Source organism: Mucilaginibacter sp., assembly GCF_025359345.1.
Taxonomy (GTDB): Bacteria; Bacteroidota; Bacteroidia; order Sphingobacteriales; family Sphingobacteriaceae; genus Mucilaginibacter.
The window spans coordinates 376,636-395,105 of the sequence record NZ_JANYGQ010000026.1 but is presented as its reverse complement, the minus strand read 5'-3'; the positions used below and the strand labels follow the sequence as shown (position 1 = coordinate 395,105).

The following is an 18,470-nucleotide window of genomic DNA, read 5'->3' as shown; positions in this document are numbered from 1 at the left end:
AATATAGGAGGGTACTCATTACGTTTTTTGGGAAAGTGGATTCCAGGCAGAAATGGCTTGCTCTTTACTTGCCCTGGAAATAATTATCCCTTTAACCCGCGACAAAACTATTGATAACCACCGCCTGTAGTATTGTTTTGTAGTGCCGGTAAAGTTGTTAATATTGGAACATTCTATATCGTTATTAGTTAATGGATTACCTTAAACCCGGTCCTCCTGTTTTGCTCATGCTGAGCTTCCGTACATTTTACCCCAACAATGCAGCCGTTAACTAATTTTGCAGCCCCATATCCTTTTGGTATAAGCCTGGTTTTTTCAATACCACTTTTTTGAAGGTAATTTACAACTTCCTGCGCCCGGGCCTGGCTAAGCTTTAAATTTTTTGCGGCGTTACCGCGGCTATCGGTGTGCGAGTCTACCTCTATTCTCAATGTGGGGTTGTCTTTTAAAAATTTTACCAGCTTTTCCAGGTCGGGCAGGGCTGCTGGCCTAAACTTGCTGTTGCCCTTGTCGTAATAGATATTTGATAATACAATGGTCCTATCTGTTAGCGCTTCTTCAATGCTTAGTTCCAATTTTACATATAAAGTGGTGCTGCGGTTTAGTCCTTTGGCACTTACCTTTTCGATATTCGAAATAAACCCGCCTTTTTTACCCGAGATTGTGAAATTACTGTTGGGTTCCAATTGCAAACTGAATGCTCCGCTATTAAGCTCATTATAAGTATCTGTGCTGCTGCTTCGGGTTATGTTAACCAAATTTACCGTTACATTAATTTCGGGTTTGCCTGTGTTTTTATTGATGACAACACCCTGCAATGTAAACCGAGGGTCGTTATGGGTGATATTGATGCTGATTACATCATCCGCAGTATTAAAATTATTTTTCGAAATGGATTGGGTTGTTGTTGCAACGCCATGCAGCACACCGCTTACCTTATAATCAGCAGCTTTTATATCGTTAAAGACCGCACGCCCGTTAGTATCGGTCTTTGCCGTTAGTTTTCCATCCGGCCCATTGATAGATACCTCAGCAGAAGGCAGGGGCAAACCTGTTTGTTCATCGGTTACCGTTATCACGATGTTTTTAACCAGCACTTTTACAATTATCGGAGTATCATGGGTGACGATTTTAACAACTTGCAGTGGTGGAAGTACGGGCTTTGATTTCTTTTTTCCAAAACTCGCTCCAATACCAATGCTGTATTGAAAATGATTGTTTACAGCGGGCAATAACGCCGTGCGGTATTGCATGTTAGCCAATACAAATGCTTCATTAAAAAAATTAAACTGCAGGCCAATTCCCACGGGGGCATACAAGCCGCTTTTTCCTTTATAGATGGAAAAACCCGCACCGGCGAAAACATAAGGCACCACAGGGTGCCTGTCTGTTAACAGCTTTACATTGAGCCCGGCATTGGCATCCAATAGAAACTCGCTGCTCCCATTGGTGGTGCCATTTTTATATAGGTAATCGGTATAACTCCCGTCGAGCGTGGCTGCAAAATCAATTTTACGGGTTATACCTTTCAGGTAGTTTACCCCAAACCCGGTTTGCATATCGCCGATGCTGCTCCACTTTAAATTCTTAAATGAACTGGTCCGCAGCTGTTGCGCCGTTTTAAAGTCGTTATAAAACATATGAAAAACAAAGGTGGATGGCTTTCTTCCAAGACTGTCCTGTGCGGACGCTCCGGCGGCCAGGCAACTCATAAAAAGTACCGTCAACAGCTGTTTCATTATTGTTTTATTTGATCATTTTTGTTTTTATCGACTGTCCCTTGTTGGTTAACTATATTAAATATAGCCGGCTCGCTCCTGCCCTGGGTGTTAGCGTCTTCGGTTGGAACCGGGAGTCCATCACTATCAAAAGTCTGTACCGTCCATATAAATTTTTTGTTAGCAGTTGTGTCAACCATTGCAAGGTTTGGGTGCCATATAAATTGTGTAGCACCCCTTATTGCCTCCTCATCCACTAACGGCCGGTTGCCCCTGAAGGCCTGCATGGGTGTTTGTCCCGGCAAAATCTCGAATACCTGTACACGGTACACCTGAATTTCCTGGTGTGGAACCAAAGCTGTCCACCGAAAGGTTATGATACTTTGTGCAATGTGTGCATCCAATCCGGCCCCGTCAGCGGGCTGCATTAAAATGGGCAACTGGTACGAGGTTACGTAAAATGGCTTACCCTGCTTTGTCAAAACCAAATCCCCGGCTGTGTTTGTTATTTCAATCATTAGCTGGTATTGCCCCGCTGCTAAGCGCCCTGTTCGCTGCAATTGTATTTTTGCGCCCCCAAACAGCATTAAGTTTTGCAGCTGCAAAGCGTCGGCTATGCTAAACTGGTTTACCCCCGGTTTTAACAGATACACCCTTTCGGCACCTACGTTCGAAACACCGACAACACTTCCGTTTTGATCAAGCAGGGTGGTTTTAAGTTTTATCGCCGGGTCAATCTGTATCGCACCTTGCGAATACGAGATAATCATCACGCCGTTAACGGGGTTGCCCCAGTCGGAAAGATGGGCCTGGGGCCTGCTATTCAAGGCCAGGTTCAGCGTAATTTGTGCCTGCGAAACCCTCGCCACCAAAAACACAACGGCTATCAATAGGTAATATTTTTTCATCCTGTTTTTGTTTAAAACCTGTATAGTAATCCTGTTCGTACCGAGCTTTCCAAGTAACCGGGGTTGCCTGTATAAAGTGGGATGAGCGAGCTTCCCGGCAGCTCCGTGCCATATTTATATACGTTTATTGTTATCAGCATTTGCCATGTTAGCTTTTTATAAAGTGCCCAGTCATATCCACTGGTAATTAAAATATTTTTATTGGCTGTAAATGGCGAGGTTGTTGTCAAATTATACTGCAGTTGGCCTTTTAATTTAAACTTCGTATCAATTTTCCAGTTCACGCCGGCCGTAGCGGTGAGTAGTGTTAAGTTAATGGCAGGCGCAGTATTCCGGAACCACAATACGCTAAAATCCGGGTTAAGTTTGGCTGAAAAAACGGTAGGTACATAGAGCACCAAAAGTGTTTGGGTATTGTTTTTTGTTACCGACGGCGGGATAATTATTGTTTCATCATACTTGCTCCAGGTATAGGTGGCGCTTATTAAATTACTCATTTTAGTGTTAGTCCATGTATAGGATGGATTGATGCTCAATTCATTGCTTACGCTTTTATATCCCGAAATATCAGCAGCGTTAAAGCCGAAATTGTTAAAACTGGTATTTAAGCTAAACCTGTCACTAAACTGGGTAAACACATTAATATTGGCTATTAGTTGTTTGGTAACATTAGGCCCCGACAACAAGCTCAGGTTGCCAAAACGTTGACCGATACTTGCAACCACGTTTATCTTCTTTTTCCAGGCGTTAAAACGCGTATTTGCCAGGTATTCCATTCGGTCGTTGTTCATAAACGGGTAGCCTGCGGTAAAATACCCGGCGCCATAATAGTTAAATTTGCCGCCTATTTCCCAATCACTTCCCTTTTTGGCGATACCCAGCATCAGCGCATTGTCTTTATTAGTAGCGGTGCGTGCGCGTAAAAAGGGCTTAAAATCGGGCACCGCAACGTTTGAAAGGGGGGTATTTAAATCGGTGGTGTGATAGCTTTGCCCAACCTCGAAATAATAATTCCACCCATCGCCTGTAGTTGCCTTCGCCACAAAACTCACTATTACATTTTGCTGCGGTTCAATAGGCGGCAAGGGTATTGATGTTAAGGAATTGATTTTATCCGTGGCTTTTACCAGGTTAAAACCAACAAAGTATTTCCCTTCCTTTTCCATCCCAACCTGGGCCATGTATTGGTTGCGCTGGTATGCGCCAACTATACCGGGATTAGGTGGTACCAGGGTGGGCGCCACATAATTAACCGGCCTTTGCGATACACCATTAAAAAACCTAAACCTGAATTTACCGGGCGCTAAATTAACCCCGTACCCAAAAACACCCACATCGCCGGTGCTAAGGTCGCTATAGTGAAGTGTTTGGGTGCCCAGTAATATTTCGGTTGAACCTATTTTAGGGCTGATACCAAAGTTATTTGCCGGATTAGTTAAAAACTGCCAAACACTTTGCTTGCCCGGCGCAACAGGCGTAACAAAATTATTTTGCAGTGCGCTAAAGTTGAAATTAAATGGAATGCTCCATTTGCCCACCGAAATATTGGGATTGAATGAAAAACGCAGCGTATTCCAGGGTTTGCGCGGATGGTAAAAGTTTGGAATTGATGATTCCGGCGACCTGTCGAGCCCGTAATATTCATACCAAACGCCCATATCGCCGGTAACGGAAATAGCCTTCGGTTTTTCATCCTGGGCATTTGCATAGAAAGAAAGGAACAAAAGCAGTATCACCGATATTTTAGTAAAATTGTTCATCATGTTTATCGGATAAATATTCGGGATACTGTTTGCTTTGTTATTTAATGGTAAATGATTTTGTCATCTCATCGCTTAAGGGAGTGATTTTGCGGTAGTTATTGTCAAAAAACTGCACACTAAGCTCGTAGTTGCCGGGCTCCAAAACACAGGCCTGCCCTAAAAAGTTTGCAATGCCTGTTGAGGGCCTGGTACTCAATTGTCCAATCGTTTTAGTCCTGGTTAGACCAGCAACGGGGGCAGTACCGCTGGTGTAGGCGCCGCATAATTTTTTTCCATCCCTTTTTATTAATACCAGTATCCTGCTTTCTTCAATACGAGGATCTACCCGCCCGTTAACCAGCCGGCAAATGGTTCCAATAACAATATTATTTGCGATTCCCTGGTTACTTGCCCCACCGCCAAAACTATCTGCACTGTTAATGGTGTTGGCATTGGGGTTATTGGGTAAAGTGATATCAATGCCGGTGATGGCCATGCCTTGTGTTGCCTGCCCGGTTGCTACAACCATGCGGGTGGTACTTACAGCACCCATTACGGTATTAGCGTCCTCGTTTTTCTGCTTCCCTGGGGCAACAGGCGAACCCGGCTCACCTTTGTTATCAGCCTTTGTTAAATAACCCGGATTTTGATGAAGATTTGGATTACCTATCGGGTGTTCTGTTTTTCCCCCGGCAACCTTAAAGACAAGTGATTCACCTATGCTGTTATTCCCCCCAACTGGTTTCCCGTCACGGTTCAAAGCCTGTACATACCAGGCATAGCGCTCTCCCGCGATAAAACCCGGAGCCGAGTGTGGGTATTGAAAGGTTAGTTCATTCAAACTGTCTTTTTCAAAAAAGGGCTTATTGGTTCTAAACGCGTTATCCGGCGACTGGTTCCCTATTATCTCAACTATCTTTAATTTATACAGTGAATTCCCTCCCTCCCAAGTGAATTTCGGAAACTCATTCGACTTTATTGTGGCTCCGTTTGCCGGCAAGCGACCCTTCGGCAAAGAGTTAGCAAGCGCATTTCCATCGCCAAAAATATTACCGCGGACAACATCTGCCTTTGACGAAATATCAAACTTAAAGCCACTTATTTCGCTTGTTCCATTATTTGACACAACAGGCTTTCCTTCCCTGTTTAGTGCCTGTACGTTCCACACAAAAGCGCACATTAAAGGCGGCTTGCAGGGCCCATCTGTTATATTTGTAATAATTGCCAGGGTAATGTTGTCAACATCTTTAGTGAAGATTGGCTGATTTGATTTTATAGCCTGTGGGCCAGTTTGACCTTGCATAAGCTGCCAGACTTTTAAGCGGTAGGTTACCGGTTCCTGGGGTTTGGGAATTACGGGTGTCCACCTGAAGGTAATAGGTTTCTTTATGTCGGTTTCCTGCAACGAAGTGCCATTTGCTGGCGAACTGGGTTGCGGGGGCTGGTAAGCTTGCTGATCATTCCCCTTTATGGTAAACGGCTTTATTCTTTCGTCACTTAGCGGAATTGGCCCAGCAGCGCCGTTACCAAAAAACTGTACGCTCAGCTCGTAATCGCCAGGTGCCAGTGCGCAGTCTTTCCCCAAATAAGAAGCTGCATTGCCGCCGCTCCAAGCTTTTGTTAAGGTACTAAACCCAGCTTGCGGCGCTGTGCTTTTAGTGTAAGCCCCACAAACCGTTTTGCCGTTTTGTTTGATGATTACCAGTAGCCTACTTTCTTCAATAGCTGGGTCTATCCGCCCGTTTGCTGATTTTGCGCTGGCTGTAATCATCAGCAATGAAGTCCCGGTTCCCCAATTTGCTACGTTCCTATCAGGGTTTGCCGGAAGCGTAATGTTAATAGCTGTTATGGGGTTTGTTTGTGCAAAGGCACTTGCGCAAAGGGCAGTGAATATAATTGCGATAAATTTTTTCATTGCAGGCTTTTATGGCCTCTTCTCAGAGGGTAATTGTTTGAATAATTTAAAAATCGATATTAAAGTACCTGTAATGATAAATCCAGGCAACCGCCGCCGCTTAAATGCGTGAAGCTATTGATTGTGAGAACAGTATGAGTGAGTGTGCGGTAATCACCGCTGTGCCTTTACCCAGGCCTGGTGAAGTTGGCTGGGGATGAGCAGGACTATTTTATTACCGGGGTTGGACTCGCTTTCAAATGCCGGGCTTATTGAAATAGTAATTGGTTGTTTACCGAAACGGCTTAAGGCAGCAATTCGTTTTTTTATCAGTTCCATCCCGCGGCTTTTATGGGTACCAGTGTCCTTCAGCGCTATGCTGTTGGCTACACCGATACCGTTGTCGGTAATTGTTATTATTAAATTACCGTCACACTCCGTAAATTCAATGGTTACCATCCCGTCAATGGCAGATGGCATTATGCCATGCAACAATGCATTTTCTAAAAGCGGCTGTAAAATCATGGTGGGCACCACCCATTCTTCAACATCCAGGTTTTCATCAACGTTTACTTTGTTAACAAACCTGTCGTCAAATCGCATCTGCTCCAAACGGAGATATATTTTTATATTTTCTATTTCCTGCTCCAGAGGAATAAACGACTGCTGGGCTGCTTCAAAATTTTTACGGATAAGCGATGCAAAGTCGCTAAGATAACGGTTGGTGTTACGCCTATCGCTCAAATTGATATAATGTTGAATGCTGTTTAGCGCATTAAACATAAAGTGCGGGTTCATTAACGAAGTAAAAGCCTGCTGCTCGAGCGCAGCCGTTTGCACACCTGCAATTTCTTTCGCCAGTTTGTCTTCTTTCCTTTTCTTCTGACGCCGGTTAACCAGGTAAATAATAATTACCTGCGCTACCAGGGCTATGCCTACCCAAAACCAGATCGCCTTCCAGAAAGGTGTTGCAATATTAAATTTAAGGGTAAGTATTTTGTTGCTGATATTTCCATTTACGTCAACGGCCCTAACCATTAGCAGGTGGTTTCCGCTGTTAAGCTGAACAGTTAATGTGTTTTCATTAAGTTTAGTCCAGTTTTCATTTTTGTCCAGCCTGTATTGCAGGTTTTTAAAATGGCCGCTTAATTCAATAGCAGCGAATTGTACCTGCACATTTTGCTGCGTATATGCTAATTTATAAAACGGTTTAATAATAGTATCTCGCTGGTTAACAGTCAGCCGTATCACCTGTACCGGAATATTAAATTGGGGAATAGAAACATTTGCAGGTATAACCGCAATACCTTTGCCAGTTGCTGCGTACACAGTATCGTTTTGATAAAGCATCTCATTTACTACGTTGCTGGCCAACCCGTCGTGTTCGGTAAGATTTTGAATAGTAAACGGCAATTTATTGCGGAGCAATTTGTAGTTGATCACGCTTATCCCTGCTGATGTGCCAAGCCATACTTGGCCCGGCTTCCCGATTGTTATGCTTCGGGTTACATTACTAACAATACCCTTTTTTTCATCTATTTGAAACAGCACCCTATCATTTTTTAATACAACAACGCCACTGCCCGATGTAGCCACCCATACAAGGCCATCCGGAGTAGCACATAGTGCCGTAATCCTTTCGCGCAGCAGCGGGCTGTTTTCTGTAAGTACAGTAGGTATATTTGTTGAGTAGTTATATTTGTATAGTCCATCGGTCGACCCAAAATATACCGCGCCATCAACAGCTTTAGTTAGTGCTGTAACCCTTTTTTTAAGGCCGTTTAAATTGGTAAATTCTCCCGTAACGGTATTCAGTTTTATCATTGTGCGGGATTGTCCTATTATGATGACACTATCACTATAGTTAATTGCGGTTTTGCCGAACCTTCCAATTGGCTTGTAATTTTCATAGACATTGGTTTCAGAAAACGTGAAGGTTTTACCCTGCGATAATAATATTTTGCGTTGACGGTTTACCTGGCTTAGCCCGGCAATTATATGATTGGTTATTATGTTTTTATGGCTTTCAATAACTTCGCCATAAAAGTTTCCAGCCAATATGGTGCCGTCTGGTTTACGGGCAACACTTAAAAAATCGGTATGTGTAAACCCTCGCGGCATTTCAATTGAGCCGAACTGTTTTCGCTTATAAACCACTAATCCTTTGTCAATGGTAGATACCCAAATATTTCCGCTATGGTCCTTGTACATCGAATTAGGCAGGTAGTTGCCGGACACTTCAGATTCCATTTGTAACGTTTTTTTGTTATAAAGGTAAAGTTTACCCGAAGCGCCCAACAGGTAAAATCCCTCGTCGGTAAATTCAAAATTAACGAACAGTTCAGGTGGCGCTACCGAATCTATCCGGAAACGGATTGGACTTGATGAAAAATCGCTATAAATGTAGCACTTGCCGATCAAAGCGCTTAAAAAGTAGAATTTCCCATCGTTAAGCCCAAACGTAACGTTATCCATGGTGCTGTTGACACGAATAATTACACTGTCTAAAACGGTGTTGCCCCGTATCAGGAATATCGCCGTTTGGAATTTATTTTTTTCGCCCGACAGAACAGTTCCCGACTCAAGGCGGGTGCCATCACCATTGTCTTTAATAAAAAAGTCTTTCCGCCTCGCAATGGAATAACTGATTAGTTTTTTATCCTTAAAAATAAACGAGCCTTTACTGTCATTAAACATTACCCCGCCATTTTGCAAAGCAAAGCAATACATGGTTCCGGTAGATTCTTTTACTTTAGCCAGCAGGCTGTCTTCTTTTGCATTAATAAACTTGTTTTTAACTTCGTCAAAATAAGCCGGGCTTTGCTTAAAGCAATTCACCCATATCCGGCCATTTTTTTCTTTTACTACGGCCAGCACCTCGTTATCAGGCAAACCATCCTTAATTGTAAAAACCTGAAAATGCTTGCCATCAAACCTGGCAATGCCGGCATCGGTTGCCACCCATAAAAATCCTTTGTTGTCTTCAATGGCACGATAAACATAGTTACTTGGTAACCCATCATTTACCGTAAATGCGGAGTATTTTTGCTGCTGGGCAGCACATACGGTAGTTGTAAATAAAAAAAGCTGCAATAAAAATGAAATCCGCATAGTTTAAAGATAATTATACGGTGCGTAATACCATGATTATGAGCTCTTTTATTTACCAAACATCAGGCTGGCAGTTTTCATTTTCTCCAAAAATATATCCAGTTGCCGCCGGCTGATGCTCCAGCGGTTGCCATCACTCATTTTTACAATGCCACCATCAATGGTGCTGTATTCTTTAATGTAGCGCAGGTTTACTATATACGATTTGTGAATCCGTGCAAACTGGCTCTCGTCAAGCAGATCTTCAAAATCCTTTAAGGTACGACTTATAACCAATTTTCGCATATCTACCATGTGGATGATGGTGTAGTTGCTGTCGGCCTGCAACGATACAATATCGTCGACCTCGATAAAACTAATACTGCCCAACTGTGGCAGGGCGATTTTTTTGGGCGGGGCTTTTTTATTAACTGCTGTTAACAGATGTTGAAGCAACTGCTGGTGCTGCTCATTCGCTGCGGGGTTGTTAACCGAACGCTTCACTTTTTCAACTGCATTTTGCAACTCGTCAATATTTACCGGCTTTAAGATATAATCAACTGCACTTGCCTTAATGGCCTGTAAAGCATATTCGTTATAAGCCGTTACAAAAACCACTTTAAAATTCGGTATGCCTAAGCTTTTTAAAAATTGAAAGCCGTCTTCGCCCGGCATGTTGATATCCAGGAAAACCACATCGGCATCGTTCTGTTTTAACCATTCACGGGCCTCCTTTGCACTGCGTGCTTTGCCTGTAACAACTACACCTGTACAGTCATGCATCAATAAAAACTCAAGGCTCGCCAGGTTATTGGCCTCATCATCAACCAGCAGTGCTTTTAACATGCCCTATTCATTATATATTTGCTTAAAGGTACATATTTAATCAGCCATTAAATATGCCTTTGCGTAACAACAGGCATTGGCTGTTTGTGGTAAAATATGGGTGAGTAAACGGATTATATTTTAAAATCACGTAACGTTTTAAACTAAGACGCCAATGCCGCGGGTAAATTCATTTATATCTTAATGGAGGGCAATTTCCAGTTCAATCGCACCGCAAAAATGCGGATGCCGCAAATAAGTATAACAGCAATAGCCTCGGCAAACTGCTGATTGATAAAACTTAAAGATATGACGTAAACCGTACCGCCGATAATACAAGCGGTAGCATATATCTCTTTTTGAAAAAGCACCGGAATCTGGCTTAGTAATAAGTCGCGCAATACACCGCCAAAGCAACCTGTAATGGTTCCAAGTGCAACACAGATACCGGGATTAAGGCCTGCGTCTAATCCTTTTTGTATCCCGATCACCGTGAAGAGGCCTAACCCAAGGGCATCGAAAAGGAACAGTGTAACCTTTAAATTCTTTACAAGCTGTTTAAAACAGATGGTAACAATGGCCGTGCCTAAAATAATTAAGGGGGTAATTATATCTTTCATCCAGGTAACCGGCGTGTTGCCGATAAGTACATCGCGGATAGTGCCGCCGCCCACTGCTGTTACAAAACCAATTATCAGCACACCAAACAAGTCGAGTTTTTTCTGCATAGCTGAAAATACGCCCGAAATTGTAAACGCGATTGTACCCAGGATTTCAATTATTAAGGAAAATGGAATATGCATGGCTTGTTATGCAAACGTACGTTATTCAAAGCATCAATTGCAAATGCCCGTTATTTCCCCATTTTCCTTTTGTGCCAGGTTATTGAACTGCCGTTATTTAAAATCGGCCCCGATAGTTGTAGCTTTCCATTGTTCCAATTCGGCAGCCATGTCGGTTAGTTTGCCTGAGGCCCTGTTGTAGGCATCATTCCCCAGGAACAGGTGCATCGGTGGGTCTTGGCTTTCAGTTAATTCCATGAATATTTCGGCCGCGCGGCCTGGGTTTCCGGGTTGCTGCCCGTTTGCAGACAGGTATCGGTCCTGTGTATTTTTTACTGCTTCATAGCCCTCAATTTTAGAGGTAATTATTGCAAGTGAGCTTTCGGTCAAAAAGCCTGTCCGGAAGCCTGATGGCTCAACTACGGTAACCTTGATTCCAAATCCCTTTACATCCAGCGCAATTACTTCGGAAAAGGCAGCCACCGCAGCTTTTGTAGCCGAGTAAACCGACCACCCGGGAGCGCCTACAAAACCGGCCACCGAGCCAACATTTATAATATAGCCGGATAGTTGGCTGCGCATTACCGGCAACACACGCTTTACCACATTAACGGTTGCGAATACATTTACGTTAAAAATGTTCCTGATTTCCTGTTCGGTTATTTCTTCTACTGTTCCGGCCATTCCGTAGCCGGCATTATTCACAACCACATCGATCCTCCCGAATGCTGCCAGCGTTTGCCGTATGGATTCGTCAATACAATCCTCGTTCGTCAAGTCGACGGCCAGCGGGAGAAAACGATCGCTGTCGATCAAACCTACCGCGTGGCTCAATGTGTGCGCGTCGCGGGAGGTTGCGGCAACTCGATACCCGCTATCAAGCAGTTTTTTTATGAGGGTGAGTCCCAATCCCTGGGAGGCCCCTGTTACATACCATACTTTTGAAGTGTTCATGGTTTTAAGCTTTTAAATGATCAAAATAGGCCGTGGTTTCTTCGATGATAGTTTTCATCAGCTCAGCGGACTTTGTATGTTTCAGCACCGGTGCAACCTGGCCTCCCCAGAACAATATCATATCCCATTTTTCCTGTTCTATAGCCGCTTTTCGTAAATACGACATGAACTGTGTTTGTAATGGAAAAGGCAGAAAGCCGGTTTCTTTATGGATTAAGTCTGCTGCAATACGGTTGGTTATTCCCCTGCCTAATCGTCCGGTAAATGCCCTGGATAATGTAGTGTGTTTAGCCGCATCAGAAAACAGCATTTGTTTATGGATAGCCGTGGCATTGGATTCATCGGTAGCCAGGAAAGCAGTGCCAATTTGCGCAGCATCTGCGCCGAGGGCCAGTGCTGCGGCAACACCTTTTCCATTCGCTATACCACCTGCGGCAATAACCGGTGTTTTTACTTTTTCTTTAATTAATTGCAGTAGTACAAACGTCCCGATTGTTGACGACTCGGCCGATGCAAGGAACGATGGGCGATGCCCTCCGGCCTCAAAACCTGAGGCGATGATCATGTCGACCCCGGCCGATTCCAAAACGATGGCTTCATCAAGCGTGGTTGCTGCGCCAACGGTGACAATGCCCAGCCTGTGGCATTGTTCAAGAATATCAGCAGACGGGGTACCAAACATAAAGCTGAATATCGGCGGGCGCTGGTGCAGTATCACTTCCACCTGGTTTTCGAAACGGGTTTTGAACGGCGCAGGTTTTTCGGGCAGGGCTATCCCCAGTTCATCAAAATAAGGCTTGAATAATTGTTGCGCCTGTTTAAACTGCTCGTCGGAAACTGTACCGTCCACCGCATCTGTATCCGAAACCCACAGGTTAATATTGTAGGGTTTATTGGTGGCCGCTTTAATCTGCCGGTCTACCTCTATAATTTCCTGCGGGCTTAAGGTGTAGGCCCCGTATCCACCGAGCCCGCCTGCGTTTGATACTGTTGATACCAGTTCAACAGATGACAGGTTGCCACCGAACGGCCCTTGCAGGATTGGATATTGGATACCCAGTATTTCGGATGCTTTTGTTTGATACCACATAATGCTAATTTTTAATTTATTCGGCCACGTCGCTTATCATTTTATTAACGATAAGCCAGCGGTTATCAATTTTATGGAACGACAGGAATTCGTCATAGTTAAAGTCGTACATTTTAACATGTACTTTGGCAACAGCTATGGAGTTAACCACATCAATAGAAATGATTGTTCCTTTAAATGATTTGCCTGAATCTTTCGGGCTTTGGCGATGGGCAACACCCTCAAGGTACTGATCCAGGGTTTTGGCATAAGGCTGCCCCTTAACATCACCAAACAGTAAAGTGCCGGAATGATAAACATTTACCAGCCCGTTGATATCACCTTCATAAATTCCTTTGAAATAATGATTCTCCAGCACATCTGTAATTGCTGCTGAATCTTGCTGATTATTTTCCATTTTGTTTGAATTTTGTGCTTTTATCACGAGCTAAGTGCAGGTAATAAAAGCGGTTCATAAAAACGTTTTCAGTTTAGTTCAGGTTGTGCCCCGCTCCGAAACCTCCATCAACGTTGATAATGGCTCCGTTAATAAAATTACTTTTTGCAACGGCAAAAACCATTTGTGCAATATCTTCTACTTCGCCAACACGGTTCAGCAAATGTAAGCCAGCGGTTTGGTCGGCCTTGTCACCATGCATTGGGGTGCGGATAGTACCTGGGGCAATGGTATTCACCCTGATGTTATCTTTTCCAAACTCTGCCGCCAGTTGTATAGTAAGCGCATGTATTGCACCCTTCGACGCCATTTGTGCGGTAATAGGCACTCCGCCAAGTCCGTGATTAACCAAAGGGGTGCCGATGTTGATCACCACGCCATCATGCTGCTTAAGCATTTGCGGAATAACAGCCTGTGTGGTGAAGAAGGTACCCTTCAGGTTTGTATCCAGAAAGCGGTCGAGGTAAGCTTCGTCTACTTCGAGGAATGGCCTTGTTTCAAATATGCCGGCGTTGTTTACCAGTACATCTGCCGAGCCAAATTTTGTTATGGCAGTAGCAACCAGTTGTTCACCGGTTCTTTTATCACTTACATCGCCGACTACCATCGCCAGGTTTTCGCCTGCGCCTAATTCCTGGTAAACCTGTTCCAATTTTTCAGCAGTTGATGAGTTGATCACCACGTTGTCGCCGTTCGCTAAAAAGTGCCGGGCTACTTCTTTTCCTATTCCCGATGATGCACCGGTAACTATTATTGTTTGCGTTTTCATTTTATTTCTTTCTTTCAGCAGTTATACCTTTTTCTCTTAACACCGATACCTGTTCCCCGGCATGGCCCCAGTTATCCAGGTCATATTCCTGGATTACTACAAAAGTTAATTGCGGGTCTTTATTCAACACATCACTGAGTAAGTCAGTTACTCCTTTAATAAGTTTCTGCTTTTGCTCTCTTGTAACACCTTCACGGGTTACTTCTATTTTCACGTATGGCATGATTTTAGTTTTTGTGCTAAAACTGCTTTTTAAGCAGCTTTGGCGGTTACATTTACATTCAGTTCAAAATCATTGTAGATAAGGGTATCGCCCAGATCTTTAAAGAAATTACCCGAGCGGAATTTCATTTCATATTTGGTACGGTCAACCAACAGTTTGCCTGTTGCGGTTAATAGGTCGCCATTTACATTAATGGCCGCGTCGAAAGCAACCGGGTGCATTATACCTTTGATGGTCAGATCGCCTTCAACATGATTGCCCGAAACTGAGGTGATATCCAAAAATGCTTCAGGGTATTTTTCAATTGAAAAGAAATCGTCCGAAGCCAGGTGACCGAAGAATTGCGCATTGGTAGCAGGATCGGTTACATCCAGTATTTTTATAGACGTTGTGTCGATAGTAAACTTACCGCCGGTAAGTTTACCATCATTCAAAATGAGGTCGCCTTCTTTGACAGCTATGGTACCATTATGGGCGCCGGTTACTTTTTTGCCCACCCAGTCGATATTGCTCTGAGCACTTACGATTTCAAATTTTTGAGTTTTCATTTTCTTTATGTTTTTAATTACAACACAAAGTACGGCACCATTCTGCAGGCACCTGCGTGACCTATATCACATTTGAAACGCGGATCAGTTTATGTGACGTAGGTCACTTTTAGTGCGTGTTTCTCTTTAACATGCAATTGCGGAAAAGCACTTTGCAAACCCCTCGGCGTTTCAATCAAATTATCGTCATTTCGTAAGTATCTGTTTGAATTGCGCAATCCATAAACGCATCCATGTTTTAATTTTGCAGTAATAAAATGTAAAATCATGGAAGGAATTAAAGATAAGGTTATAGTGATTACCGGTGCCAGCAGCGGCATAGGTGCAGGCGCCGCCAGGAAATTGGTCGCGCTGGGCGCAAAAGTGGTATTGGCCGCCCGAAGAGAAGATCAGCTAAAAACGCTGGTGCAGGAATTGGGCAGTAACGCCATTTATGTAGTAACCGATGTAAGTAAAAGAGCCGATTTGGATAACCTGGTACAGCGTAGCATTGAAAAGTTTGGACACGTGGACGTATTATGGAACAATGCCGGCATTATGCCCCTTTCTTTTTTTGACGAAGGGCATGTTGAAGAGTGGGACAGGATGATTGATATTAATATTAAAGGCGTGTTGTATGGTATTAATGCTGTATTGCCGCATATGCTGCAACGCGGAGAGGGACATATTTTGGCCACGTCATCTGTTGGCGGTATAAAAACATCGCCGGGTATCGGGGTTTATTCAGGGACGAAATTTGCCGTTCGCGCCATTATGGAGACCTTGCGCGAAGAAGTGGCCCAAACTATTAAAGTAACCACCGTTTTCCCCGGCGCCACACAATCGGAACTAGGGAGCGATATAACCAGCCCGAAGATTAAGGCGCTTTATGGGAATTTAAAAGGTATGCCAAAGATGGATGAAGAAGCCATCGCTAATGCAGTTGTATACGCCATAAGCCAGCCCGGCAATATCAACGTAAACGATATAGTATTAAGGCCGCTTGGACAAACCCGGTAACGGATATTTATTAAACGGGGTTAAGTCTCAGGTATGATATAACCTGCTAAGTGTTTCCCTGGAAACGCCCAGGTACGCCGCAATCAGGTTTTTGGGAACTATATTATACAGTTCGGGATATAGTTTCAAAAGTTCCTCGTAGCGGTGTTTCGCGTCGTTATTCATAAAGGAGAGTAATCTTTTTTGAGCAGCAACATAGCCCTTGTTGGTTCGCCACCTGAAAAAGTGCTCAGCGCTATGAATTTCGTCACATAGCTTTTCTCTATCGCTGCCGCTAAGGCAAAGAACCTCGGCATCGGTAATACAGTCTACGTTGATGGTAGCTTTGGCGTGACTGTACAATGCGTTGTAGTCCGATGCCCACCAGGTAGGCATGGCAAACTGCAGGATATACATTTTCAGGTCATCGTTAATAAAAAAAGATTTCAGGCAACCGGATATTACAAAGTATTCACAATCCACCACATCGCCCCCGGTAATAATGGCCTGCCCTTTCTTAAAGCTCATCTTTTTAAAATGCGAGAAGAAATAATCGAACTGATCATCGGTTAACGTGGCCAATTTAGCAACGTGAGCTTTTAATGTTTCTTTGGCTTCCATAGGCGGTTGTAAGTTTTTAAAGGTAAGAATTCTTTTAAAAAGCACGACGAAATTTGCGGCCTGCAACTATCCGGTCGTCACCATCAATTTATCTTTTGTACCCGGGTTTGCAAAGCAATTACAGATTACCTACATTGGCGACGCTACTAGTAAACCAGTAGCCAATAAAAAATGCAGGAAAAAGAATTAAGAAGCCGTGCCTGGTTTGGCCGTAAAGGAAAGGATGGTTTTATCTACCGGGCCTGGATGAAAAACCAGGGCATACCCGATTATGAATTTAACGGCAAACCTATTATTGGCATATGCAATACCTGGAGCGAATTAACCCCTTGTAACGCGCATTTCAGAGAATTGGCGGAGTCGGTTAAGCGCGGGATCCTGGAAGCCGGTGGTTTCCCGGTTGAATTCCCGGTGATGTCGCTTGGCGAAACTTTGATAAAGCCTACCGCTATGTTATACCGCAACCTGGCAAGCATGGATGTTGAGGAATCTATCAGGGCCAACCCTATAGACGGAGTGGTGTTACTTTGCGGTTGCGACAAAACAACACCATCATTAGTTATGGGTGCCTGCAGTGTTAATATTCCAACTATAGTGGTATCGGGCGGCCCTATGCTTACCGGCAACCACCGTGGCAAAAACATCGGCACCAGCGATGTTTGGCGCTATCATGACGAGGTACGGCTTGGTAATGTTTTAGAAGAAGAATTGGTCACCATTGAAGCAGCTATGTGCCGCAGCCAGGGGCATTGCGCCGTTATGGGCACAGCGTCGTCAATGGCTTGCATGGTAGAAGCGCTGGGCCTTTCGCTGCCCGGCAATGCAGCTATCCCCGCTGCCGATTCAAGGCGAAAAGTACTGGCGCAGCTATCCGGCCTGCGTATTGTTGAAATGGTTAAGGAAGACCTTAGACTATCCGATATACTCACCCGGAATGCTTTTGAAAATGCCATTAAGGTAAATGCTGCTATTGGCGGCTCAACTAATTTTGTAATCCACCTGCTGGCCATTGCAGGCCGGATAGGCGTTGAGCTGGAATTAAACGACTTTAATCATCTTTCTGAAAATATCCCGCTGATAGCCAACCTGCAGCCATCGGGCAAATACTTTATGGAAGACTTGTTTTATGCAGGGGGACTACCAGTTGTTTTAAAAGCCCTGGATAGTATACTACATCGCGACTGTATAACAGTCAACGGGAAGACCATGGCTGAAAATTACAGCAATGCAACGAGCTACAACAGCGATGTAATAACCACCGTTGATGCTCCTTTTAATACATCGACGGGACTGGCCATATTAACCGGGAACCTGTGCGAAGCCGGGGCGGTTATTAAGCCATCGGCAGCAAGTAAGCATTTAATGCAGCATACCGGTAAAGCCGTAGTGTTTGAAAATATTGAAGATTTTAAAGCACGAATAGATACCGAGGAATTAGATGTTGATGAAAACAGCGTTTTGGTTTTAAAAAATGTTGGCCCAAAAGGCTACCCTGGCATGCCCGAAGTTGGCAATATGGGGATACCAAAGAAGTTGTTGGAGAAGGGCATTACCGATATGGTCCGCATTTCTGACGGCCGGATGAGCGGAACAGGTTTCGGAACGGTAGTGTTGCATGTATCACCCGAAGCTGCTGCAGGCGGTAACTTTGCAATGATAAAAACGGGCGATTTAATAACACTCGATGTGCCGAACAGGTTATTGAATGTTGATATCGACGCCGAAGAATTGGTAAAAAGAAAGGCCCAATACGTAGCACCAGAGCCAGTTGCCAGTCGCGGTTATGTAAAACTTTATATCGACCATGTACAACAGGCACACTTAGGTGCAGATATGGACTTTTTGCGCGGCGGTTCGGGAGATAAAGTAGTACGGGATTCACACTAAACATC

16 protein-coding genes are annotated in these 18,470 nt (G+C 44.0%); 2 read left to right on the top strand and 14 right to left on the bottom strand.

The window, feature by feature from the left end:
- Window positions 1–188 precede the first annotated feature (188 nt).
- The 13 genes from Q0R52_RS18170 to Q0R52_RS18110 form a co-directional block, all read right to left on the bottom strand.
- A complete protein-coding gene (locus tag Q0R52_RS18170) occupies window positions 189–1,739 on the bottom strand; it encodes an OmpA family protein (protein WP_295796773.1) in 1,551 nt (516 codons plus the stop codon).
- Complete coding sequence (locus tag Q0R52_RS18165) at window positions 1,739–2,626, bottom strand: hypothetical protein (RefSeq protein ID WP_295796772.1); 888 nt, start codon at window positions 2,624–2,626, stop codon at window positions 1,739–1,741. The genes Q0R52_RS18170 and Q0R52_RS18165 overlap by 1 nt, the downstream gene beginning before the upstream one ends.
- A gap of 11 nt (window positions 2,627–2,637) precedes the next feature.
- The gene (locus tag Q0R52_RS18160) at window positions 2,638–4,389 is read right to left on the bottom strand and encodes a hypothetical protein (protein ID WP_295796770.1); all 1,752 of its coding nucleotides are present in this window, start codon (window positions 4,387–4,389) and stop codon (window positions 2,638–2,640) included.
- A 37-nt stretch (window positions 4,390–4,426) separates the two neighbouring features.
- The gene (locus tag Q0R52_RS18155; protein ID WP_295796768.1) at window positions 4,427–6,283 is read right to left on the bottom strand and encodes a hypothetical protein; all 1,857 of its coding nucleotides are present in this window, start codon (window positions 6,281–6,283) and stop codon (window positions 4,427–4,429) included.
- A 153-nt stretch (window positions 6,284–6,436) separates the two neighbouring features.
- Window positions 6,437–9,373 carry a two-component regulator propeller domain-containing protein gene (locus tag Q0R52_RS18150; RefSeq protein ID WP_295796766.1) on the bottom strand — a complete coding sequence of 979 codons (2,937 nt, stop codon included), beginning with the start codon at window positions 9,371–9,373 and terminating at the stop codon, window positions 6,437–6,439.
- A 48-nt stretch (window positions 9,374–9,421) separates the two neighbouring features.
- Complete coding sequence (locus Q0R52_RS18145; RefSeq protein ID WP_295796765.1) at window positions 9,422–10,198, bottom strand: LytTR family DNA-binding domain-containing protein; 777 nt, start codon at window positions 10,196–10,198, stop codon at window positions 9,422–9,424.
- Window positions 10,199–10,371: 173 nt separating this feature from the next.
- Window positions 10,372–10,980 (bottom strand): trimeric intracellular cation channel family protein, encoded by a 609-nt coding sequence (locus Q0R52_RS18140; RefSeq protein ID WP_295796763.1) that lies wholly within the window; start codon window positions 10,978–10,980, stop codon window positions 10,372–10,374.
- Window positions 10,981–11,073: 93 nt separating this feature from the next.
- On the bottom strand, window positions 11,074–11,913 hold the full coding sequence (locus Q0R52_RS18135; RefSeq protein WP_295796761.1) for an SDR family NAD(P)-dependent oxidoreductase: 840 nt from the start codon (window positions 11,911–11,913) through the stop codon (window positions 11,074–11,076).
- Window positions 11,914–11,917: 4 nt separating this feature from the next.
- Window positions 11,918–13,003, bottom strand: coding sequence for a nitronate monooxygenase (locus tag Q0R52_RS18130; protein WP_295796759.1), 1,086 nt, complete (start codon window positions 13,001–13,003; stop codon window positions 11,918–11,920).
- 16 nt (window positions 13,004–13,019) lie between these two features.
- Window positions 13,020–13,400, bottom strand: coding sequence for a nuclear transport factor 2 family protein (locus Q0R52_RS18125; protein ID WP_295796758.1), 381 nt, complete (start codon window positions 13,398–13,400; stop codon window positions 13,020–13,022).
- Between the two features lie 73 nt (window positions 13,401–13,473).
- Entirely contained in the window at window positions 13,474–14,208 is a 735-nt protein-coding gene (locus Q0R52_RS18120) for an SDR family oxidoreductase (RefSeq protein WP_295796756.1), read from the bottom strand.
- 1 nt (window position 14,209) lies between these two features.
- Window positions 14,210–14,431 carry a 4-oxalocrotonate tautomerase family protein gene (locus tag Q0R52_RS18115; protein ID WP_295796755.1) on the bottom strand — a complete coding sequence of 74 codons (222 nt, stop codon included), beginning with the start codon at window positions 14,429–14,431 and terminating at the stop codon, window positions 14,210–14,212.
- A gap of 29 nt (window positions 14,432–14,460) precedes the next feature.
- Window positions 14,461–14,979, bottom strand: a complete 519-nt coding sequence (locus Q0R52_RS18110; RefSeq protein ID WP_295796753.1) for a YceI family protein — start codon at window positions 14,977–14,979, stop codon at window positions 14,461–14,463.
- 267 nt (window positions 14,980–15,246) lie between these two features.
- Between Q0R52_RS18110 and Q0R52_RS18105 the strand changes: the two genes are divergently transcribed.
- Window positions 15,247–15,978 carry an SDR family oxidoreductase gene (locus Q0R52_RS18105; RefSeq protein ID WP_295796752.1) on the top strand — a complete coding sequence of 244 codons (732 nt, stop codon included), beginning with the start codon at window positions 15,247–15,249 and terminating at the stop codon, window positions 15,976–15,978.
- A 27-nt stretch (window positions 15,979–16,005) separates the two neighbouring features.
- Here the strand turns inward: Q0R52_RS18105 and Q0R52_RS18100 are convergent, their stop codons facing one another.
- A complete protein-coding gene (locus Q0R52_RS18100) occupies window positions 16,006–16,578 on the bottom strand; it encodes a Crp/Fnr family transcriptional regulator (protein ID WP_295796750.1) in 573 nt (190 codons plus the stop codon).
- Window positions 16,579–16,749: 171 nt separating this feature from the next.
- Here Q0R52_RS18100 and Q0R52_RS18095 point away from each other — a divergent pair, with 171 nt between their 5' ends.
- Window positions 16,750–18,465 (top strand): IlvD/Edd family dehydratase, encoded by a 1,716-nt coding sequence (locus Q0R52_RS18095; RefSeq protein ID WP_295796749.1) that lies wholly within the window; start codon window positions 16,750–16,752, stop codon window positions 18,463–18,465.
- Window positions 18,466–18,470 lie beyond the last annotated feature (5 nt).